Source organism: Shewanella sp. 1180_01, assembly GCF_052850535.1.
In genome coordinates this window covers 48,798-69,726 of the sequence record NZ_VXCT01000012.1, presented here as the reverse complement: position 1 = coordinate 69,726, position 20,929 = coordinate 48,798, and the positions used below count along the sequence as shown (strand labels likewise).

General features: G+C 42.5%; 21 protein-coding genes. 12 read left to right on the top strand and 9 right to left on the bottom strand.

Annotated elements, in window-relative coordinates; genetic code table 11:
* Positions 1-120: 120 nt before the first annotated feature.
* Entirely contained in the window at positions 121-633 is a 513-nt protein-coding gene (locus tag FW758_RS09170; RefSeq protein ID WP_413489732.1) for a hypothetical protein, read from the top strand.
* Positions 634-1,054: 421 nt separating this feature from the next.
* Here FW758_RS09170 and FW758_RS09165 read toward each other — a convergent pair whose 3' ends face one another.
* Positions 1,055-1,669: a hypothetical protein gene (locus FW758_RS09165; RefSeq protein WP_105249822.1), complete on the bottom strand. Its 615-nt coding sequence runs from the start codon at positions 1,667-1,669 to the stop codon at positions 1,055-1,057.
* 128 nt (positions 1,670-1,797) lie between these two features.
* Here FW758_RS09165 and FW758_RS09160 point away from each other — a divergent pair, with 128 nt between their 5' ends.
* Positions 1,798-3,189 carry a hypothetical protein gene (locus tag FW758_RS09160; RefSeq protein ID WP_446445224.1) on the top strand — a complete coding sequence of 464 codons (1,392 nt, stop codon included), beginning with the start codon at positions 1,798-1,800 and terminating at the stop codon, positions 3,187-3,189.
* 376 nt (positions 3,190-3,565) lie between these two features.
* Entirely contained in the window at positions 3,566-4,225 is a 660-nt protein-coding gene (locus tag FW758_RS09155; protein WP_446445223.1) for an inovirus Gp2 family protein, read from the top strand.
* Positions 4,226-4,371: 146 nt separating this feature from the next.
* Here FW758_RS09155 and FW758_RS09150 read toward each other — a convergent pair whose 3' ends face one another.
* The 6 genes from FW758_RS09150 to radC all read right to left on the bottom strand — a co-directional run bounded on the left by FW758_RS09150 (position 4,372) and on the right by radC (position 7,885).
* On the bottom strand, positions 4,372-5,094 hold the full coding sequence (locus FW758_RS09150) for a lecithin retinol acyltransferase family protein (RefSeq protein WP_446445222.1): 723 nt from the start codon (positions 5,092-5,094) through the stop codon (positions 4,372-4,374).
* A 144-nt stretch (positions 5,095-5,238) separates the two neighbouring features.
* A complete protein-coding gene (locus FW758_RS09145; protein ID WP_253989340.1) occupies positions 5,239-5,799 on the bottom strand; it encodes a tyrosine-type recombinase/integrase in 561 nt (186 codons plus the stop codon).
* Positions 5,800-5,921: 122 nt separating this feature from the next.
* On the bottom strand, positions 5,922-6,335 hold the full coding sequence (locus FW758_RS09140) for a DUF2787 domain-containing protein (protein ID WP_446445221.1): 414 nt from the start codon (positions 6,333-6,335) through the stop codon (positions 5,922-5,924).
* A 145-nt stretch (positions 6,336-6,480) separates the two neighbouring features.
* Positions 6,481-6,861 carry a type IV toxin-antitoxin system YeeU family antitoxin gene (locus FW758_RS09135; RefSeq protein ID WP_446445220.1) on the bottom strand — a complete coding sequence of 127 codons (381 nt, stop codon included), beginning with the start codon at positions 6,859-6,861 and terminating at the stop codon, positions 6,481-6,483.
* Between the two features lie 129 nt (positions 6,862-6,990).
* A complete protein-coding gene (locus FW758_RS09130; RefSeq protein ID WP_220732455.1) occupies positions 6,991-7,353 on the bottom strand; it encodes a hypothetical protein in 363 nt (120 codons plus the stop codon).
* A 40-nt stretch (positions 7,354-7,393) separates the two neighbouring features.
* Positions 7,394-7,885, bottom strand: a complete 492-nt coding sequence (radC, locus tag FW758_RS09125; RefSeq protein ID WP_446445219.1) for a RadC family protein — start codon at positions 7,883-7,885, stop codon at positions 7,394-7,396.
* Positions 7,886-8,366: 481 nt separating this feature from the next.
* Between radC and FW758_RS09120 the strand changes: the two genes are divergently transcribed.
* The 9 genes from FW758_RS09120 (at position 8,367) to FW758_RS09080 (ending at position 18,878) form a co-directional block, all read left to right on the top strand.
* Complete coding sequence (locus FW758_RS09120) at positions 8,367-8,567, top strand: helix-turn-helix transcriptional regulator (RefSeq protein ID WP_105249810.1); 201 nt, start codon at positions 8,367-8,369, stop codon at positions 8,565-8,567.
* 219 nt (positions 8,568-8,786) lie between these two features.
* Positions 8,787-11,888, top strand: coding sequence for a type I restriction endonuclease subunit R (locus FW758_RS09115; protein WP_446445218.1), 3,102 nt, complete (start codon positions 8,787-8,789; stop codon positions 11,886-11,888).
* Positions 11,889-11,921: 33 nt separating this feature from the next.
* Entirely contained in the window at positions 11,922-13,556 is a 1,635-nt protein-coding gene (locus FW758_RS09110) for an HsdM family class I SAM-dependent methyltransferase (protein ID WP_446445217.1), read from the top strand.
* A complete protein-coding gene (locus FW758_RS09105; RefSeq protein WP_446445216.1) occupies positions 13,549-14,799 on the top strand; it encodes a restriction endonuclease subunit S in 1,251 nt (416 codons plus the stop codon). Before FW758_RS09110 ends, FW758_RS09105 begins: the two co-directional genes overlap by 8 nt.
* Positions 14,796-15,353 (top strand): hypothetical protein, encoded by a 558-nt coding sequence (locus FW758_RS09100; RefSeq protein ID WP_446445215.1) that lies wholly within the window; start codon positions 14,796-14,798, stop codon positions 15,351-15,353. Before FW758_RS09105 ends, FW758_RS09100 begins: the two co-directional genes overlap by 4 nt.
* Before the next feature lie 2 nt (positions 15,354-15,355).
* Entirely contained in the window at positions 15,356-16,192 is an 837-nt protein-coding gene (locus FW758_RS09095) for an ATP F0F1 synthase synthase (RefSeq protein ID WP_446445214.1), read from the top strand.
* A gap of 3 nt (positions 16,193-16,195) precedes the next feature.
* Positions 16,196-16,834, top strand: a complete 639-nt coding sequence (darT, locus tag FW758_RS09090) for a type II toxin-antitoxin system toxin DNA ADP-ribosyl transferase DarT (protein ID WP_446445213.1) — start codon at positions 16,196-16,198, stop codon at positions 16,832-16,834.
* Between the two features lie 13 nt (positions 16,835-16,847).
* Positions 16,848-17,888, top strand: a complete 1,041-nt coding sequence (gene darG, locus FW758_RS09085; RefSeq protein ID WP_446445212.1) for a type II toxin-antitoxin system antitoxin DNA ADP-ribosyl glycohydrolase DarG — start codon at positions 16,848-16,850, stop codon at positions 17,886-17,888.
* Positions 17,889-18,011: 123 nt separating this feature from the next.
* Positions 18,012-18,878 carry a competence protein CoiA family protein gene (locus FW758_RS09080; RefSeq protein ID WP_446445211.1) on the top strand — a complete coding sequence of 289 codons (867 nt, stop codon included), beginning with the start codon at positions 18,012-18,014 and terminating at the stop codon, positions 18,876-18,878.
* Between the two features lie 12 nt (positions 18,879-18,890).
* Here FW758_RS09080 and FW758_RS09075 read toward each other — a convergent pair whose 3' ends face one another.
* Together FW758_RS09075 and FW758_RS09070 are read right to left on the bottom strand one after the other, a co-directional pair.
* Complete coding sequence (locus FW758_RS09075) at positions 18,891-19,142, bottom strand: helix-turn-helix domain-containing protein (protein WP_263193383.1); 252 nt, start codon at positions 19,140-19,142, stop codon at positions 18,891-18,893.
* 301 nt (positions 19,143-19,443) lie between these two features.
* Entirely contained in the window at positions 19,444-20,691 is a 1,248-nt protein-coding gene (locus FW758_RS09070; protein WP_446445210.1) for an integrase domain-containing protein, read from the bottom strand.
* Positions 20,692-20,929: the final 238 nt, after the last annotated feature.

Sequence of the window (20,929 nt, the reverse complement as noted above, 5' to 3'; positions counted from 1 at the left end):
GCATGTAGAAATAAGTCTTTTATATTAATATTAAGTCTTTATTTTAAAGGCACTTAATATGATCTGCTCTTTCTATTTTTAGTATGGTTTGACCTTTTTGAATTGTTTTTTGGGTGTTATATGAAGAGATTGATGTTGTTTTTTGTTTTTATCTTGTCTATTCCTTCCGTGATCATCGCTGCATTTATCTTTGAGGATATAGGAGGACATATTTTATTCTCTTGGTTCTCATTTACCCTTGGTCTCATCGGAATTGGTGGAATATTGAGATTTAGAGAGGATCAATTTTTAACATACGATATCGTTGAAGGGACTATTATTTCACTGGATGAAAATACCAGATACAGCCCAGATCATGAGTACTTCAAGTACCAACAAGTTTTCATTAATCCGGTTGTAGAGTATTTTTGGCAAGGAAAGCGTTATACAAGAGGAACTCTGATTAATTATGACGAACAAGCTTACACTCGGTTTGGACCTCAAATCGGTGACAAGATCAGTTTATGTGTTCCAATCAATTGCCCTGAAGAAGCCATTGAAAACAAATTCCTATCTAGATATATACATTTAATCATTGGTTTAATTTCTATTTCGATTTCAATCGCACTTGCAGTATTACTCTTCTCGTACTGATTTTTGTCGTTTTTAATAGGATTTAGTGGTTATCTTGTATAGGCGGAGCCAATCGTTAGCAGCAATGCGTATGTCTTAGGTGGTCAAGTCCAAGCTGGTGATCTGAGTTATATATCTCATTCTCAAACTACCCAAGCTAGAAAATCTCAAACCATCCGAGCTAGCAAAGCTTAATTGTGAAAATAAAATCTCAAACCGCGTTCCATGAGCAGAGCAAACAAAAAGGGCTTAACCTTGCGGTTAAGCCCTTCTGGTAAAATTGGTGGGGCGGCGTCATCTGAATTGGTAGTTTAGTTTTTTGATATTGTTATGTTTTTAGTAATTTGATTTTAGTTGGTGTTACGTTTGGTGTTACTAAAGTCGAGTGCTAGGACATTTATTCAACTAGTAATGATTATGCTCGATGTAACTGTAATGACGGTTATTTACTTTGTTCATTTTTTTTGTTCGTCAATTCGTGAAGCTTCGAGATTCCGTCTGTAAGTTCTTTGTTAATATTCAATTGTTTTGCAAGTTCTGCACATGGAGACTGATGATTACATGCACGAGAAGGTGTCATTATTCGGTTAAATTTATGCTTTTCTTTTTGCATCATTAAACGCTCTTTTTGTTCTGCCTTCTGCTTTGCTAATTCACGCTTTTCGGCTATGTAACTTTGGTAGTTGCCATTTATCAGCTTCGATATAATCTCAGCCTTTTTTTCTCCTTTGCACATCTGCGTTAACCGCTCTGATACTGACCGTTCGATGCTAATCGAAAGCGATACTGTTTCGTTGTTTTTACGGCAATTTTTGACGCGCCATGCGTTTCTCATTTTTCGAGCAAGTTCTTTTGCTTTTGAAAGGCTATAGCCTTGGCGTACTAATTCGTATCCTAACAATATTATAAAATCGTTTGCGTTTACTGTAGTTTCGGGCGGATTAAACCTAATCTCATTTCTTTTTAAATATGCAATTTCCCAAACGAGGTTGAATGTGCTATTAACTTCAATAAATTCAAATAGCTCTGCTGCGGCTCTGGCATTTAGGTCACTCATTGGTAATACCTCATCAGTAATTTTTGATTTTTCATATTACATGTAATGTAACATGTGTGCAATACTGTTGTGCGTACCGCCATTATGGTAATTTTAAAGGCTTTAAAGCTGATTTTTAGGATACTTAATTGAACTTACTGCACTCAATGAAAAATGCTACTTCTGATGCAAAGTTACTACTTCTCCGGTGGGCTGCATCAATCGAATTTTCGAAAAAGGCGTATAACATTGACCCTTTACTCGCTCCAATGGAACCTAAACAATTGGCTCAGACTTTCGGGTTAACTGAAAGGCGGGTAAAGAGTGCACTGATATATCTAGTTCAGGAAGGCTATGTGGATAAATATCCTAATCGTTATCTGAAGCGAGGTGGTGTGTTAGGTCCTCGATTTGAGTATTTTTTAACTGGTGCAGCTTGGCGCGGATGGAGTGAATTAATTGGTGAGTGTCTATTCAAAAATGAATTTATTCATGCACTTCTTGATAAGAACACTACGTTACCACGACAAGAGTTTAGATTGCTTTGGGCTGCTTTGGTCTTATTATCCGATAGGTTTGGGTATGTCGTCGGGTACAGCGAGACAGAACTAAAAAAAATGTTAGGTATGTCGGATAAAGAATTTAAGCTAAGCATCCAAGCGATAAAACGCACAGACGGTGTTTGTATGCTTGCTAGGGAGGTTAGTCGTACTGATTTATTCACTCGCTTACCTGCAATTTTTCAGATGCGCACTAAAACTTATATCGGGCAATCAGTGCGATTAGGTGTGTCGTTACCATTTGGCTTCTTTAGACAGTTTGATTTCTTAAATAAGTTTTCCATATATCAACGCCGCTCTAGGAAGTTCCGTGCCTTGCGAAAGTTTGCACCTCAAAATTCGGAGCTTACTGATGAGCAGTATTTTAATTTATCGAAAATTTTTACTAATAAGAAGCTCTATGCGTATACACACCACTTTTGTATGTTAACAGTCTGTTCGCTATCACAAGAGTTAACTACTGCCGATATATGTAATTATAAAGGTTTGGAACAACGAGTACGATCTGAATTAGACAAGGGTTTTAATCTGGCCATGTTCGCTTCAACTACTTCTGACAGCGATGACATAAGTAAGTCTAGTAGTGATCTTTCACTACTAAGAGAGTTCACATTTGAAATGATGAGCCGTGAAATCGCGGATAAAATTACTCTGCTTGGTAAGCAACTTAATAGATTTCGTAGCATTTCTGGAGGGGCTATCAATCTACTGTGGCATATACCAAAGCAGCAGATGCGTGCAATTTTTTGGGAGTCAGAAGATCAATCTAAGATTAAAGATGAGGGGAGATCTCTGTTTGAACAAGAAGATAACAATTCCCGCCAAGAGCAGGGTCTTGTATTCACTGCATTGACACTATGTGTAACGTCTAGTAAACAACTTAAAAACTGTGCTGTTTATGGTGAAAAAATCCTCACCACTGATTCTAAGTTAAAGCACCCTTGTGTTGTGCAAGTTGAAAAAATTGAGGTATTCCCATAGCGGCTAGATTTTGCTTGTAGGGTGATAAAGCCATTCGAATGGTCATCTATTTGGATTCGACAACATCACGGGTAAGGCTTTTACTGTGATTTAATCTTCGAGTGAAATGGAACTAGAAAACACTGAGATAGACTAGGGTCATGTATTAATTCTTCCTATAGTTCACATGCCCTCAAGGGAGATGGTTTGTCTGTTTGTTATTACTATCTTCCATTATTGGTTACATTTACTACACCTGAGTTGACTCTACACATGGCTATCCATCTAACACTGAGAAGATACCTCCTCAGGTGATTAACGTTTAATTAGTAACTTCAAAGTTAAAGTTTACACGGACCATTTAGGTTATGAACAATAACCAATATGGAATCGCAGCATGTCAACTTCTAACACTAATCTTACCGTTATCAGCAATGCCCAGTATCAAGGCTTAAAGGTTAACTCTAGACCTTTAAGTGCTGTGTACTTAGACATAATATTGGAGACAATGCAGGCTGCTATTATTGACCACCCAAGAACCTTTATGGTGAGGTTTGATTTACATTTACCACAGCTCAATTTTCGTGATTCACCTGTAGTGTATGATTCAACGGTGATAACCAAGTTCTTTAAATCTCTGAACGCTAAAATCCAACATGATAGACTTATCAAGGGACGCAAAGGTAAGCGTGTTCATCCTTGCACTCTGCGCTATATATGGGCAAAGGAGCGAGCTTGTGCAGATACAGACCATTATCATGTAGTAATTTTCCTTAATAATGATGCCTATAGCCATTTAGGAGATTTTAATCGGTTTGGTCAAAACCTGAGTACTAAGATTGTTGAGGCCTGGGCCAGTGCTTTAGGGCTCGATGATTACAGTACGCGGCATTTAGTGCATTTCCCTGAGGATACGCCAGTTTACTATATCAAACGTAATGCCAACAATTATCCTCAAACCTTTGCGAGTGCTTTCTTCCGCTTGAGCTATTTTGCCAAGCTAGAGACCAAACATTATGGCGATAGAACACGTTCATTCGGTTGTAGCCGTATTTAAGCGTGGTGACAGAGTGATTAGCGTCTTAAGGTTTAAACTAAAAAAATAAAGGTGTTTGCTGTGGGACCAGAGCTTTATTGGTCCTTAAGTGTGTCAACGATAGCGGCTTGAAGGCCGCTTCGTTGTTAAAGAGTTGACTTCAATACTTATGACCTTAGCCAATGCCATGCATTGGATATCAGCTCAGCGCCAGCTTTTACCCCATTAACCCCTACCTCAGCTGCTGTCAAAACCGTGTTTAAGCCAGTTTCTACACTGCCGGTGACAAGCTTGATCCCAGCATCAGTTATTTCTCCTTGGCTTAAGCAATCGTAACTGTCACTGAGGGTTTGCGCAGTGCCTTTTAGTAAGCATTCTGCAGGCTTAGCAACAAGATCTCCTGGCGTCCCTAGGAGCGTGTTGAGGTTGTCGGGTAGCCCTAGGTATTCGCCAGTCATTTTTACTGCGGTAGAGGCTAGCACGACGTTTGCGACGGTTCCCGTGGCCAGCTTCGACGCGGTGCTCCCCAGTAAGCCTGCTCTAGCAGAGCCTTGCAGGACAACGTGAGTGAGATTACTGACTTGATTGGAGCTGCTGCTCCCTTCTAAGCATTCGTTGACGAACTGCTCACAATTGTTGGTGGCAACGCCGTATGAGGTATAACCCAGTTGACTGCGTGCAAGCTCAATGGCTTGATGAGGAAACAGCGTGGACTTTTTCACTCTGACACTATGGCCACCAGCAAATCGCTGCAGATCTATTTCTTCGATGATGCCCTGCTTAGATAAGTGAATCACATTGCCATGGCCCACATAGAGGCCATGGTGTTCGGTTAAACCAAGAGGATCGATATTGGTGACGAGATGATCGCCAGGTTGTAATACTTGCATGAATGTTTCCTTAGCCAAGGTTCTATCATTGCGACGTGCTATTTCGCCATGCAGACTGAGGTTAGTTGCAGGTGTTCGCGTTGATAGTCCGTTGGCTGTGTGAGGATTTTAAATGAGGCGCTATCCAGTAGTGATAAGCGCGGGTTAGATTTCCAGCTCGACAAAGTCCTTATCGATATCGTCTTGCTCAATACCGATATACCGCAGGGTGGTTTCTTCGGCGCTGTGTCTGAGCATCTTCATTACTCGGCCAATATCTTTGGTTTGTTGATACAGCAGATAGCCACGGGTTTTGCGCATCGAGTGGGTGCCTAAGGCAATTTTAAGCTCTTCACCAATCATCGTCAGTGCGCGGCAAATATAGCGCCGTGACAAAGGCGCGGGTTTGATGTGCTTCGCCCGTTGATTACGGTAGGACTGAAACAGGTAGATATGGTTAGGATGTTCGAGCGCAATACGCTGTATCCGTTCTAGCGTTTTTGAGTTGAGTTTGATGTTGGCGATTTTGCCGGTTTTGGACTCCTTAATGATGAGTCTATCGCCCTGGATATCGCTGAACTTAATCGACAGTAAGTCGGAGATCCGCAGGGCGAGATTAAGGCCGATATTCCACACATCGGCCAGTTGCTGGCTAAACTGTCTTTCCAGTAGGTAGCTGATAAGCTTAACGGTGTCTTGATCTTTAACGGCTTGAACTTCAGGCATGGTCATGTTCCTCTTTTTTGCTATAGCGTGTTTTTGGGCACTTGCGTTGTTGAGAGCCGCATGGGGCAAGGGTTTGAGTGTTCCCGTTTTAGGATTCTGGGAACTTCATTTGGCTAAGTGGGTTAATCCAAACTAACCTTCACCTTGTAAACGCCCATATCGAAATAAGCGGCAAAGTTTTGGGTAAATAAATCGATTAATGCTTTGCATTCCCGCTCACCAATCCAGCCACTAAACAAGCTATAGACCTGCTTACTGTTAAAGCAGATATCGATGTCTTTGACGAGTTCAGGGAAGGGATGACCGCGAAAAGCAAAGTCGGTGACGTAGACTAAACGCCAGTGCTCTTGCTGTTTCTCAAGCCGGACTTCGACAGGATGAAAGCCACCATCTTCGGCGCTGTAATCTGGATCTCTAAAATTGAGCGTGATCGCATTGGCATCTTTTGGATCGACGTCAGCCAGTTCCTTTTCAATGACTTGGTAAAAACGATTAGGCATTAATGGCAGTTGGTTACGGTTAATGATTAACTTCATGGGATATTCCTTCTTTGATTTACGCGCACACGCAAGAGCCTAGGAGCTAAAACTCCTGGGCTCTTGCTGTGTTTGCTGGTGGGGTAAAAATTGCGTGAAACGAGTCTGATGGAGCGTGATGAGGTATTTAGGATGCGCTTTGGTGTTACAAGGTTATCGAAGGGCTGTGTGTTAATGCGGGTAGTGGTTTGTCAGCGGTTTGATAGACAGCAATATACAAATAACCATGGCTGCCTAATGTATCGGCCTCACAGGTAAAGTCATGGTACTCAATGGTTACGCAGTGCTGCTTGGTGGCATCAATCTCGCCGGTGGCCACCAGCCGTTCAAGCTGTTTAACCATGGAGGGAAACGCCTCGACAAATTGTTGTTTAATTGCTGGTGGAAATTCACCGACAAAGCTTGCGCGGTCATGGAGATAATCCAAATGCAGATCGCGTAAAATCAGCCTCGCACCAAAGCGGGGGGACACTTTACGGGGCAGGCCCCAGGCGTGCTCAATATCAAAAAGTTTTAGGGTTGTCATAGTGACCTCAATGGTTGAACGATGAAACTCAGGGAGTTGGATGCTTGTTAGCGGACTAGCAAGAGCGGTGATAAATACCTAGGCGAGTACAACTGGCTAGCGGACTGGATATCGGGCAGGTAATCGTTTTTAGGTATGCACACTCCAATTGGGCTGTTCATTATTGCCATGGTTAAAGTACACGCCGTTGATCACCCGCTGCCATTCACCTATTGGCACACCATAACTGTCACAGGGGCAAACATAGCGGCAAAAGCTGATCTCCTTGGGCAAGTGCTCAACCACATCACGGTGAAAAACAAATAATACGGTTTTATGTAGCTCGCGGTGTGGTGCCACAACTGGCTTGCCAATCACTTGGCCCATGGCATTAAGTGGGCGCACAAACATCGGCAAGATCAGTTCAATCGCCAAACGGTTACGCAGTTCAGGAAAAGCGGCGCAGGCCTCGGCGACACAGGCCTGTGAAAAGCTGTCGGTAAATTCAATCATAATGGGCTCCTTGAATTGGCGTGGCAGGTTTAAACGCAGGCTAGAGTAAACCGCGTTCAGCAAAGGAAACTGGAATGCGGCCAACCACAATATGGTCGAGCACACGCACATCGATAAGGGCTAGTGCATCGGTTAACCGTTTAGTGATGTTCTTATCTGCAGATGAAGGCTCAGATTCGCCGGATGGATGGTTATGGGCAAAAATCACCGCTGCCGCATTGACGGCCAACACCGCCTTAACCACTTCTCGGGGATAAACACTGGCAGCATCTAAAGTGCCAAAGAATAACTCTTTAAACTCGAGTAATTGATGCTGATTATCGAGCAGCATCACCGCAAACACCTCCCGCTCATAACTGGCTAGTTTGTAAGTTAAAAAATCCTTAGTGGCTTGAGGGTTGGTGTAGGCGTCCTTCTTTACATAGCGTTCGGCAATGATATTGGCGGCAGAGGCGAGGATGACGTCATCCGATGGTGGCCATAGCGTCACAGGTCGAATGGTTGTACAGGTGTGCATAGGTTTTGTTGACATATCAGGCTCCTTGAAAGCGTTAATGGGCTTATGCACAAGAGTGATATATAGCTAAAAAAAGTTCGAAACAGACATAAAAGCCAAGGTGCTTGTGGGCACCTTGGCTTTGTGAGGATATGAATAAACTAGGCTACATACCTTTGTTTTTCGCCCAGTCGTAACCAGCAATCACGCCGAGAATAAATAACTCAGCCATTGGCCTATTCATGAGCAGGCTAAACATAGTCCTTCTCCTTTAAGCTGCGGTAAATTCCAACGCCAAGCATAAAGCCGGCGATAAATGCGATAGGCATAAAGCCCCCTTAGTTTAAATAGATAGATTGGCCACTTGGTTGCAATCGCTTCTTGTGGCGGGATGTGACAGTAATGGGTTACTACATGTCATTGATATAGATATGAAAAATGTTGGAGACCGCCAAATTTCACAGTTAAAGATAACCGCCACGCCTCATGGTTTGAACTAAACCAGAGGATTCAAAAAATGAGATTAATCAGACTAAAAGAAGTTATCGATTGCACAGGTCTTGCCCGTTCAACCATCTACAAATACATCGATGAAGGTACTTTCCCTAAGTCGGTCTCACTAGGCGATAGAGCTGTCGCATGGGTAGAAAGTGAAGTTCAGGAGTGGATATTGGAAAGGATCGCGCAGAGGGATGGTGCGGTGACAGAATGCCTTTAATAAACGGCATAAAAAAGGTGAAGGCTAGTGAAAGCCTTCACCTCATCAAGTTAATTGAGTTTATTTATCAGATTTCGCTAGATAGCAAAGCCAAAAGAAAACTAAAGCTGTTAATTAACACAACTTACTAGTTCACAGTAATCGAGGTGTAGACAAGACTCTGTAAAATTAAGGAGTTATACTGGGCCAGTCTGATTACTTACAAACAAGGATTGTCCAGTGTTCAATGAAGATTCTCGCGTTAAAATCCCTACCATACTTCACCTGATGCGCCTGGGTTATCAGTACTTATCGCTAAAAGATCACTCTTGGGACCTGGATACCAACATCTTTCCCGAGTTATTTAAAAAAGCAATCTCCAAGATAAACCAAGGCATCGAAGAAGACGAAGCAAGACGTCTGCTCAACGATGTTAAGTTGCTACTGGATAACGAAGATTTAGGTCGCGCCTTTTTCGAGCGCCTTTCAGAGCGTTCAAATATCAAGCTTATCGATTTTGAGAACTTCAATAACAATAGTTTCCATGTGGTCACAGAACTGACTTGTAAGAACGGTGATGAAGAGTTTCGCCCAGATATTACTTTGTTGATTAACGGTATGCCGTTGGTATTTATTGAGGTGAAAAAGCCGAATAACCGAGAGGGGATTTTGGCTGAACGAGACCGTATCAATAAACGCTTTCAGAACTCTAAGTTTAAGCGCTTTGCCAATATCACCCAGTTTATGATTTTCTCCAATAACATGGAGTACGATGAGGGCGAACCAGAACCTATACAAGGAGCCTTTTACGCTAGCAGTTCATACCACAAACCTGTATTCAATTACTTCCGCGAAGAAGAGGTGTTAAACCTCACTGCATTATTGAAGCCTATATCGGATGAAGATGAGCTAAGAGTATTAAAAGACAATAACCTAGAAGTGATCCGCAGTAATCCTGAATTTCAAACGAACAAACAGCCCGAACGTCCAACCAATCGTATCTGTAGTTCTTTGGTCAGTCGTGATCGCTTAGCCTTTATTCTTCGCTATGCACTGACGTATGTGTCTGAGTCCGACGGTTTACAAAAGCACATTATGCGTTACCCGCAGTTGTTTGCCACCAAAGCGATTGAAGATAAGCTCAACACAGGTGTTAAAAAAGGCATTATTTGGCACACCCAGGGCAGTGGGAAAACTGCACTCACATTTTACAACGTGCGATTTTTAACTGACTACTTCCAACGCCAACAGGTGATCCCTAAGTTTTACTTTATCGTCGATAGGTTAGACTTGTTACAACAAGCACTACGTGAATTTACAGCTCGCGGTCTTACGGTATATACAGTGAATTCACGGGAAGAATTTGCACGCGATATCAAAGCGACGCAAGTCATCCACAATCATTCTGGTAAGCCAGAAATCACAGTAGTGAATATCCAAAAATTTGAAGATGATCCTGATGTAGTTAGCACCAAAGACTACAACGTTGCGATACAGCGCGTGTACTTTTTAGACGAAGTGCACCGCAGCTATAACCCCAAAGGCAGTTTTTTGGCCAACCTAAGTCAATCAGACAGCAACGCCATTAAAATCGGCTTAACCGGTACGCCGTTATTGGGGGATGACTACAACTCCCGCGCTTTGTTTGGTGATTACATTCACAAGTACTACTACAACGCATCCATTGCCGACGGCTATACCTTGCGCTTAATTCGTGAAGAAATCAGCACCCAATACAAAATCGAACTGCAAAAAGCCCTAGAAGAAGCCGAAGTGAAAATGGGCGATGTCGATCGTAAAAAAATCTATGCACACCCAAGCTTTGTTGAGCCCATGCTGACTTACATTGTGACCGACTTTGAAAAGAGCCGTAGTGCACTAAACGATGCAACGATTGGCGGCATGGTCATTTGCGATAGCTCAGACCAAGCCAAGCAAATGTTTGAGATTTTCAATGCAGTGTATGCCCAAACACCTGTTTTACCGCAAAGCGTTAATACACCATTAGAAGTCGCCGAGCCTGCGCCAACGGCTTATGTCGAATCGGTTAAACAAGCGCAAAAGGTAAAAAATGCCGCATTGATCCTGCACGATATCGGCAGCAAAGAAGAGCGTAAAAACTGGGTAGAAGATTTTAAGGCAGGCAAAATCGACTTCTTGTTTGTGTACAACATGCTACTCACCGGCTTTGATGCCAAACGCCTGAAAAAGCTCTATCTTGGTCGGGTGATCCGCAAACACAACTTGCTGCAAGCACTGACGCGGGTAAACCGCACTTACAAAGATTTCCGTTACGGCTATGTAGTCGATTTTGCTGACATCAGTAAAGAGTTCGATGCCACCAACAAAGCCTATTTCGACGAACTACAGTCGGAGCTTGGCGATGAGATGGAGCACTACTCACAGCTGTTTAAATCTCAGGAAGAGATCAAGCAAGAAATTGAGCACATCAAGGACGTACTGTTTCGTTTTGATACCGACAACATGGAAGAGTTTTGCAACCAGATCAGCCAAATTCAAGACCGCGATACTGTACTGGCATTAAAAAAAGCCCTAGCCGATGCGCGTAGCCTGTATAATCTCATCCGCTTACAAGGTGATTATGAGAGTCTGGCTGAGCTAGATTTTGCCAAGCTCAATGTGCTATTTCGAGTTACCAGCGATAGACTAGATATGCTGAACCTTGCCAACTCAATACAAGATGGCGCTGACATTGGTAACTTGCTCAATAGAGCTCTAGAGGATGTAATTTTTACATTCACCAAAATCGGCGAAGAAGAGCTGGTATTGGCCGACAAGCTCAAAAACACCCTGCGTCAAACTCGCGAAGCATTGGCCAGCAACTTTGATCAGCAAGACCCGCAGTTTGTCAGCTTAAAAGAAGAGTTAGAGCGCTTGTTTAAGAAGAAAAACCTCAGTGAAGTCACCCAAAATGAAATGAATGCCAATATCGACGCGCTGAATAAAATTCACGACCGCGTCAAAGAGCTGAACCGCCAAAACAACCAATTAAGGCAAAAATACCTAGGCGATGCCAAATACACCCGTATTCACAAACGCTTGCAAGAGCGCCAGCAAAGCCAAAGCGACATCAGCGAGTCAGAGCGTAAAATTTTTGAGGCACTGGCGGGCGTAAAGCAAGACGCCGACGAGCAAGTGCTCAACAACAGCCAAGTGCTGGATAACGAAAGTTACTTTGAACGCCAAATGATGCCGCTGGTGATTGGCCGCTTTATGAAAGAACAAAATATCAAACTCAACGCCGACGCCTCGCGTTACATTAACCACCTCGTCGTCGCAGAATATTTAAAAGAATTTAATACCGGCAGCCAAGCGTGGTAACGCTGGTAGAACTGATTAGGAAGTAAAAACCAAATGGTTGAATTAGAATTTCAGCAAAAAACCAAAACCCTCATTGATAGCTTAAAAAGCATTTGTGCTAACTATGGGTTAGGGAACGACGGTAACGAATTTAAAATCATTACCCAAATTTTCTTGTACAAGTTTTTAAACGACAAGTTTGCCTTTGAAGCCAAAAAGCTCGACGACACCATCGCCAAAGCCGACAAGTGGGAAGAAGCGCTAGTAGCCATGAGCGAAGACGACCTCGACATGCTGCAACTGCAAATGGGCGGCGATACAGCGCGGCTAAAGCCACAGCACTTTATTAGCTACTTGTTTAGTCAACAAAACGCGCCCGACTTTGCCAAACTGTTTGACGATACCCTTATCGACATTGCCATCACCAATAACGAGGTGTTCGCAGTAAAAACCGATGGTGGCGCAAAAGTGGTGCTGTTCGACCGTATCAGCCAGTATATTGCAGACGAGTCAAAGCGTGATGCCTTCTGCCGAGCCATTATCAATAAGCTGGTGGAATTCAGCTTCGAGCGAATCTTCACTCAAAAATTCGACTTTTACGCCACCATCTTTGAATACTTGATCAAAGACTACAACAGCAACGCCGGCGGCAAATACGCCGAATATTTCACCCCCCATGCGGTGGCGCGCATTATGGCGGAAATTTTAGTGCCACAAGCTGAGCGAGGCACAGTACGAAATGTTGCCTGTTACGACCCATCGGCGGGATCAGGTACTTTGCTTATGAACGTGGCCCATGCCATTGGTGAAAACCGCTGTAGCATTTACACCCAAGATATTTCGCAAAAATCATCCAACCTGCTGCGTTTAAACTTGATCTTAAATAACTTGGTGCATTCTATTCCCAATGTGATCCAAGGTAATACGGTATTACATCCCTATCATAAAGACGGAAAAGAACTTAAACGCTTTGACTATATTGTCTCTAACCCACCATTTAAGCTCGATTTTAGCGACTATAGGGATGAACTCGACAGTAAAGTAAACAAGGAACGCTTCTTTGCGGGTATACCCAAAGCTCCACCTAAAGATAAAGACAAAATGGCGATCTACTCGCTGTTTTTACAACACATCATTGCCTCACTTAAACTCAACGGCAAAGCGGCGGTCGTGGTACCTACTGGTTTTATAACCGCCCAAGCAGGTATCGACAAAAAAATCCGTGAGCATTTGGTGAAAAACAAAATGCTCGCGGGTGTGGTATCTATGCCTTCCAATATTTTTGCCACCACTGGCACTAACGTCTCGATCCTGTTTATTGACGCCAACAATAAAGGGAAGGTGGTGCTGATTGACGCTTCCAATCTGGGTGAGAAAATCAAAGACGGCAAAAACCAAAAAACCGTGCTGAGTTCTGATGAAGAACAACGCATTGTCGATGTGTTTAATTTTAAAGATGCTGAAGCTGACTTCTCGGTTGCGGTGGATTATGACGACATCGAAGCCAAAAACTACTCATTAAGTGCTGGTCAGTACTTTGATGTCAAAATCGAATACGTGGATATTACCCCAGAGCAATTTGCTGAAAAGATGCAGGGCTTTACCTGCAATTTAGATAGTTTGTTTGACCAGTCTCGTGAGTTGGAAACCGAGCTTAAAAAGCAGTTGGCGGGGTTGAAGTATGAGTAACCCAACGTGGCCAACAACTCCGCTTTCCAAGCTAACGTCTCGTATTGGAGACGGGATTCATGGTACTCCAGTATATTGTGAAAATGGTGGACATCCATTTGTAAACGGCAACAACCTGAAAAGTGGTGCAATAGAAATCTCAAAAGACACAAAGCGCGTTTCGCAAAAAGAGTATGAGAAATATTTTATTGAATTCGATGAAAAAACCCTTTTCTTGTCAATCAACGGTACCTTAGGGAATCTCGCGAAATACCAAGGCGAAGAGATGGTTCTTGGAAAAAGTGCTGCGTACATTAAATGTACAGATATTAATATTGATTTCTTGTATTACTATTTGCAGTTGAAAGAAGTCAAATCTCTGATGTGGAACGTCGCAACAGGTTCGACGATTAAGAATCTATCCTTGGCTTCTATTCGGAATATGGAAATTCCTACTCCACCGGAAGATGTGGCAAAGAAAATTGCTGATGTACTTTCAGCAATCGATAAAAAAATCGAACTCAACAACCGCATCAACGCCGAGCTGGAAGCCATGGCCAAAACCCTGTACGACTATTGGTTTGTACAGTTCGACTTTCCCGACGACTCGCCACAACGCAAAGGCAATCCCTACAAAACCGCTGGCGGTAAAATGGTCTACAACCCAACCCTAAAGCGCGAAATACCGGAGGGGTGGGAGGTTGCGCCTTTATCTTCAATTACTAGAGTAAGCAACGAGTCTATTAATCCCGCAGACTACCCCGAAAAACTATTTAAGCATTTCAGTATCCCCGTATTTGATGCAACAAATACTTTCGGTGTTGAGCGGGGAGATACTATTGGAAGTAACAAATTCACTGTTGAAGATACCGACTTGCTCGTATCAAAACTAAACCCTTGGTTTAACAGGGTTGTGTATGCAATGGCAGAGCCTGAACAGATTTGCTCAACTGAATTTGTTGTTTGGCGTTGTCCGAATGCCTCTATCAAAAACTTTATGTATATGATAGCAACATCCCCGCAATTTATTGCGCATTGCACTCAATCGGCGACAGGTACATCAAATAGCCATAAGCGTGTAAATCCAAACGTGATGATGCGATTTGATCAACCATTTAACTTGAAAGTCGCTGAAAAACTCGGACAACATTTAGAGCCAATATTAAAGCAACTGATTGTAAATCAGCGAGAAAATACAAAGCTAGCTTCGCTCCGCGACTGGCTACTCCCCATGCTAATGAACGGTCAGGTGACCGTAAAATGATAAACGCCGCGTTTCGAGTTTTACTCACTTTCAATGCCACATCACTACTGGTGATTATCTTTCTGGTACAAAAAGGCATCACGATGGGGCATCTTCTAGGTGGTGTCAATTATTTGGATTGGACGGTCACACTTCCGAACGCAGTGTCTTATTTGTTTTACTTGACTATCCCCGTTTTATCGACCGGCTTGAGCATTTGGCTGAGTAAATACTTAGGCAAAGATGAGTTTAAAGCGGGTGAAGTAGCCAGTATTGAACATGCGAACAACAGCTTTTTACCCAGTTACTTAGGTTACTTTTTTGTTGCTTTGAGTATTGGTAACTGGGAAACCCTGTGGTTTGTATATGGGGTGTTATTTGTGTTTACCTTCTTGTCGCAAGCGCTCTACTTTAACCCGTTGTTTTTATTATTCGGTTATGAGTTTTATAACATCACCACTCGCAATGGTACGGCAATTTTCCTGATTAGCCGAGAGCGCTATAAAAAGCCAGACGACATTAAAATACCCGTGGCGTATCGCATTAACAATTACACCTTCATAGAGCGAGGATAGTGATGGACCATATACTGGCACACATAAAAACAAGAGCAAAAAAACGCATTTTCAAATTGGTTTCGGATCAATCTCTTTTTGATGCCGTAACCGCCGATGTAACTGCCTGTGTGCCATACAACCCAGACCATAACCTCGATGAAGATGCATGGTTTAAAATTGAAGGATTTAGCAACCAAGCGTACTGTATTGACCTTTTGAAAAAAGACTACGATTCAAAAGACTATGATGATTTAACCAAAGAAAACTTCTCAAATATTGGCTATTTATTTGCTGTTCAGGGTGAGGATTTTTATTTTCAAAAAATTACTCCAAGCCTGTTTGTTAAGCGCAAAACATTGGTGTTTGGCGAAGCAGCAACCCTTGAACAAAGCCAAACCCGCTTGGTGATTAACGCCTTGCCGGATGCCGTGTACTTCAAGGCAGCCGATACCTTGATATTCAAAAACCTCGCTACGATATCGAGCATTTTTAAAGGCATCGATGAACTATACAAAGAAGCAACAAAGGAAGAGGTTGAACAGTTTTTGGATAAGTCGTTCATCGAACTGAGTAACGACTACAACGTCGAAACCGTTTCAAAACCTAACCGAAAACGTATTGGCCTTGCCATGGCGACGCTTGAGGCTATGTCTGACGATGATAAAACAAATATGCTCGATTACATCGATGGCTATTGTGGCGAGCAAAAATTAAGGTTTGATAAAGAAAATCAAAAGTTCGAAATATCCAATGACGAGGAGTTAAAACTGCTGCTTTACGGCATTGAACAACGTTTTTATACCACACCGTTTGGTCACGAAAAGCGGTTAGCTAATTCTGTAACGGCCATGGGGTGAAAAATGGTACCTGCACAGCCTAAAATTTATCATATTGTTCATGTCGATCGCTTAGCTTCCATTCTGGCTTCGAATGCGCTGCTTTGTGATGCTCAGATAATTGCCCAACAGGCCGCAGGTACTACGATAGGCATGAACACTATCAAACAGCGCCGTCTCAATGAGCTAACGTTGGATAGTTACCCTGATTTGTATGTTGGGCAATGTGTACCATTTTATTTCTGCCCGCGTTCGATCATGTTATACGTGATTCATAGGGCTGATAATGCTGAGTTAGTTTACCGAGGTGGTCAAGGGCCGATTATCCATCTTCAAGCAGATTTGCACGCTACGGTTCAATGGGCTCAGCAGCAAAGGCGTAGATGGGCGTTTACACTTTCAAATGCTGGCTCATACTATTTTGAAGATAGAAATGATCTCGCTCGGCTAAATGAGCTAGATTGGCAAGCGATTGAAGCAAGACAATGGCAAGGTTGCAAAGAAGGCAAGCAAGCTGAGTTTTTGATGGAACATAGTTTTCCTTGGCATTTAGTGGAGGAAATTGTTGTACAATCACCAATCATTCATCAGCAGGTAGTCAATACGTTGCAAAGAGTTGCACACAGACTACCTGTTCGAATTAACCCCAATTGGTATTACTGAGGAGGCCGTAAATATGATTGAAATTACTCATGGTGATATTTTACGTGCTGATACAGAAGCAATCGTAAATACAGTTAACTGTGTTGGCGTTATGGGCCGTGGTATCGCTTTGCAGTTTAAGAAAGCTTGGCCTGATAACTTTAAAGCTTACGCAGCAGCTTGTAACAGTAAAAATGTGCAACCTGGCAAAATGTTTATCTTTGAAACTGGGCAACTTGCAAATCCTCGCTTTATCGTTAACTTTCCAACAAAGCGTCATTGGCGAGGTGCAAGTCGAATTGAGGATATCGAGTCAGGTTTACTTGCTCTCGTTGAAGATATTCAAAGGCTTGGCATTAAGTCTATTGCCATCCCTCCATTAGGAGCTGGTTTAGGTGGATTAGATTGGCTGGTGGTACGTGAAAAAATCGAAACAGCAATGCTGCCATTAATTGATGTTAAAGTTTTGCTTTATGAACCATCAGGCGCTCCACAAAACGATAGAATAGCAAAGCAAAAAGAAGTGCCGAAGATGACGGCAGGCAGAGCGGTATTAATAGAGTTGATGCAGCGTTACCTGAAAGGTTTACTTGACCCAACGGTATCATTACTTGAAGTACATAAGCTTTTGTATTTTATGCAGGAAGCTGGAGAGCCGTTACGTTTAAACTATCAAAAGGCGCATTATGGGCCTTACGCTCAGAATCTACGTCATGTACTTAATGCTATTGAAGGGCACTTCATATCTGGCTATGCGGACGGTGGTGATAAGCCTGAAAAAGAGCTTCAACTCGTTCCTGGAGCTGTCAAAGAAGCACAAGAGTTCCTGGAGCAACATCCTGATACGCGTGAAAGATTTACAAAAGTATCTGAGCTAGTAGAAGGGTTTGAATCACCACTAGGCTTAGAACTTCTTGCAACCGTTCACTGGCTAAACAAGTATGAGCACGCAAGAAGCACTGAACAAGTCATTGAAAGTTTTCACTCTTGGAATACGAGAAAGCAGCAGTTTACGGCTAGACAAATCACTATCGCTGAAAAAGTGCTTGCTAGACAAGATTGGCTGAGTGCTTGAAAGTACTAAACAACATTAAGCCTCTTCATTGAGGCTTTTTTATGCACCAACGATATATTATGCAAAGTTTTTTGATAAGAGCTGCCTTACTGGGAAGGCCTGATTTAAACAAGGATGGCAAACATGAAATTAGGTGTACCTTTCGGACTGGATAAAACCACTGGCGAGTGGAAGGACGTTGCAGAGGTTGAGCGAGGTCTTGCCTGCGATTGCATTTGTCCTTCCTGTAAGTTGCCACTATCAGCTAAGCACGGTGATGAGCGGGATTGGCATTTTGCCCATCACACAAGGAATATCCTAAAGGAAGAAATTGTCGACTGCGAGTTTTCCTTTGAGGTGTCACTAAGAATGATGACGCATCAATTACTCCGAGAAGGCATATCTTTCAAGTTACCTGAATATGTAAAATCGGTAGTTGTGCCTAAGTCCTTACAAGAAAGAATTAAACCTGAAGTTAAGATATCAAAAGAGCAGTGTTTAAGGGCTATTGATGCCAAGCTTATTGTTGACGCAGATTTTTTCGGTCACAAGGTTGATGCTTTATTTGAATTCGAACAAGCATTTTTAGTCGTCTATTTGGTGTACCGAGGGCGTAAATTCCCACTTGAACGTCCGTTATTACGTGAGGCAAAAGCGGGTGCGATATTACTCGATATAGAAGGTTTAGCGCAGATTTTTTACCACCATCCGATGGCAGAGGCTGGAAAACTTGGCACAGCAAGAGCTCAGTTGTCAGGTTGGCTTCAAACGAGTACAGAAGCCAAACATTGGCTATATCATCCTCGGGAGGATGAGCGTCTTGATAAAAAAGATCAGCTTATAAATGATGCCTTGCATGGATTAGCAACTGGTAGTCATGTTTTGGTTATTCCACCACATCAACAACTTAAGTGCCAATGTATTGGTTGCGGCAAAATCTTTATAGGTATTCGTAATAGGGTTAACCCATGTCCGGACTGCCAAACACATCTTTATGTCGCAAATAGATAAGAAGATACAATTTTATACGTTGGTGACGGTATATTCCTCACTAAAGCCTTTCAAAAATGTATGTGCCGATGTGCCACAGGCAAGGCAAACCTGCTCAAGCTCTAAGATTTTGAGTTGACGTTCCCCGCTCTCGTACTTGGATACGAAACTTTGGGGCTTTCCTAATTTAAGAGCAAGTTCACTTTGATTGAACCCAGCCATTTTACGCATGGCTTTCAGTTCATTACGCAAAGCTTCTTCGCGATCCGACCATATTTTTTTCATGCTCGGATATTAGAGTAAGTTGCAAAATATCCCATTTTGGGATATTTTGTTTTTACATTAAATGAAGGAGTAGGAATGTATTAAAGTGATCAGGATAATTAAACAGTGTAATGCTCGGTACAGTATGGTTTGTGAGGATTGTGGTGCAACATTCTTGTCTGAGAGCCAGAATGCTCGATGCCCTCAGTGTGGTTCTTTGTCTACTCACTAAGGTTATTTGATAGTGGAATATATAAGTAAGGGGCTGCCATATGGCAGCCCCTTACTTATGTTGTAGCTTTAAATAAAGGAAAGAGCTAATTCATTGGGCTACAAGTCGCAAGTTTCTGGCATTATGCGCAAGGCTTACGTTTCCTTTAGCTGCATCCATGATGTACTCACTCCACCATGTCATCATCACTCGGCGGCGCTCAAGGTAAATACTGCGGTTATAGGCACTACGTACTTGGTTTTTATCCGTGTGAGCAAGGGCCGCCTCTATTACGTCAGGATTAAATCCTTGCTCATTGAGTGTAGTACTGGCAAGCGATCTAAAACCATGAGCGGTTGTTCTGTTCTTTAATCCCATCCGTACTAAAGCTGCATTGGCTGTTTGTACATTACAGTGAGTTTTTGGGTCTCTTTCTGCAGGAAAGATAAATTCTCTATGTCCTGAGATTGGTTTAATTGCTTGTAGTAGGGCTAATGTTTGTTCTGTTAGTGGGATCAAGTGATCTCGGCGCATTTTCATTCTTGTCGCAGGGATATGCCAAATACGCTCTTCAAAATTGATTTCATCCCAACGAGCAGCAGCCGCTTCGTTTGGGCGAGTCATGGTGTGTAGTTGCCATTCAATTAAAAAGCGGGTCACTTTTTTAATGCTTGCTTTGGCAATTTCTTGCATTAATTCGGGTAATTCACTTGGCTTCATAGCTGCTAAGTGTTCTTTGCGAGGCTTTTTGAAAATGGCCTTAATTCCTGACAATGGGTTTGCATGAATTAACCCTGTATTGACGGCATAGATCATAACTTCATTAAGCCTCTGCGCGAGTCGTTTTACCGTTTCTAAATTTCCCTTTGCTTCTATTGGTCTTAGGAATGTAATAACCATAGGGGCAGTAATTTGACTGATAGGAATGTCTTTTAGTGAAGGCAGTAGGTGACGTTTAAAGGAACGCCAGGTCGCTGCCGCGTGATCTTCTGTTATAGCGTCTTTTTTTTGATCAAACCATTCAGCGGAAATTCTGCCAAAAGTATGCTCGACTATGGCCGCTTTTGCTGCCATTTGCTCTTCTCTATGGGCTTTAGGGTCTGTGCCATGGGCAATAAGAGTTCGAGCTTCTTGTGCGAGCTTACGAGCTGATAATAGTGAGATATCAGGATAAGAGCCTAGGCTAAGGTTTTGGCGTTTTTTCGTTATTGGGTGTGAGTAGTTAAGTAGCCAGAGTTTCGAGCCATTTGGCTTAATTCTGATTTGTAGACCACTACCATCGGCAAGGTTGTATTCCTTATCTTTTGGTTTAGCAGTTTTGATCTCTGTATCAGATAGAGGTTTAGCAAGTCTTGCCATAACAACACCTTAGCACCAGTATTTTGTTGATACTCAGTGTTACTAAAATTAATACTTATATAAGGTATTGATTTGTAATAGATAACACCATTTTTAGTAACACCACGCTTTAAGGTTAAGTACTGGTGTTACTTCTGATGTTACTAAAAAGCACGGATGTTACCAACCATTATTGGACGTCTATGGACTGAAAATTAAGCTAAGTCATTGATTTTATTTTTCTTCAGGCAAGAAAAAA

Excerpts from the sequence above, each read along its gene's own strand:
- FW758_RS09170 (WP_413489732.1), top strand. The coding sequence starts at position 121 with ATGAAGAGATTGATGTTGTTTTTTGTTTTTATCTTGTCTATTCCTTCC.
- radC (WP_446445219.1), bottom strand. The coding sequence starts at position 7,885 with ATGTCAACAAAACCTATGCACACCTGTACAACCATTCGACCTGTGACG.
- FW758_RS09100 (WP_446445215.1), top strand. The coding sequence starts at position 14,796 with ATGATAAACGCCGCGTTTCGAGTTTTACTCACTTTCAATGCCACATCA.
- FW758_RS09110 (WP_446445217.1), top strand. The coding sequence starts at position 11,922 with ATGGTTGAATTAGAATTTCAGCAAAAAACCAAAACCCTCATTGATAGC.
- FW758_RS09140 (WP_446445221.1), bottom strand. The coding sequence starts at position 6,335 with ATGAAGTTAATCATTAACCGTAACCAACTGCCATTAATGCCTAATCGT.
- darT (WP_446445213.1), top strand. The coding sequence starts at position 16,196 with ATGGTACCTGCACAGCCTAAAATTTATCATATTGTTCATGTCGATCGC.
- FW758_RS09075 (WP_263193383.1), bottom strand. The coding sequence starts at position 19,142 with ATGAAAAAAATATGGTCGGATCGCGAAGAAGCTTTGCGTAATGAACTG.
- FW758_RS09070 (WP_446445210.1), bottom strand. The coding sequence starts at position 20,691 with ATGGCAAGACTTGCTAAACCTCTATCTGATACAGAGATCAAAACTGCT.
- FW758_RS09135 (WP_446445220.1), bottom strand. The coding sequence starts at position 6,861 with ATGACAACCCTAAAACTTTTTGATATTGAGCACGCCTGGGGCCTGCCC.
- FW758_RS09095 (WP_446445214.1), top strand. The coding sequence starts at position 15,356 with ATGGACCATATACTGGCACACATAAAAACAAGAGCAAAAAAACGCATT.
- FW758_RS09120 (WP_105249810.1), top strand. The coding sequence starts at position 8,367 with ATGAGATTAATCAGACTAAAAGAAGTTATCGATTGCACAGGTCTTGCC.
- FW758_RS09130 (WP_220732455.1), bottom strand. The coding sequence starts at position 7,353 with ATGATTGAATTTACCGACAGCTTTTCACAGGCCTGTGTCGCCGAGGCC.
- FW758_RS09155 (WP_446445223.1), top strand. The coding sequence starts at position 3,566 with ATGTCAACTTCTAACACTAATCTTACCGTTATCAGCAATGCCCAGTAT.
- FW758_RS09165 (WP_105249822.1), bottom strand. The coding sequence starts at position 1,669 with ATGAGTGACCTAAATGCCAGAGCCGCAGCAGAGCTATTTGAATTTATT.
- FW758_RS09080 (WP_446445211.1), top strand. The coding sequence starts at position 18,012 with ATGAAATTAGGTGTACCTTTCGGACTGGATAAAACCACTGGCGAGTGG.
- FW758_RS09105 (WP_446445216.1), top strand. The coding sequence starts at position 13,549 with ATGAGTAACCCAACGTGGCCAACAACTCCGCTTTCCAAGCTAACGTCT.
- FW758_RS09145 (WP_253989340.1), bottom strand. The coding sequence starts at position 5,799 with ATGCCTGAAGTTCAAGCCGTTAAAGATCAAGACACCGTTAAGCTTATC.
- darG (WP_446445212.1), top strand. The coding sequence starts at position 16,848 with ATGATTGAAATTACTCATGGTGATATTTTACGTGCTGATACAGAAGCA.
- FW758_RS09150 (WP_446445222.1), bottom strand. The coding sequence starts at position 5,094 with ATGCAAGTATTACAACCTGGCGATCATCTCGTCACCAATATCGATCCT.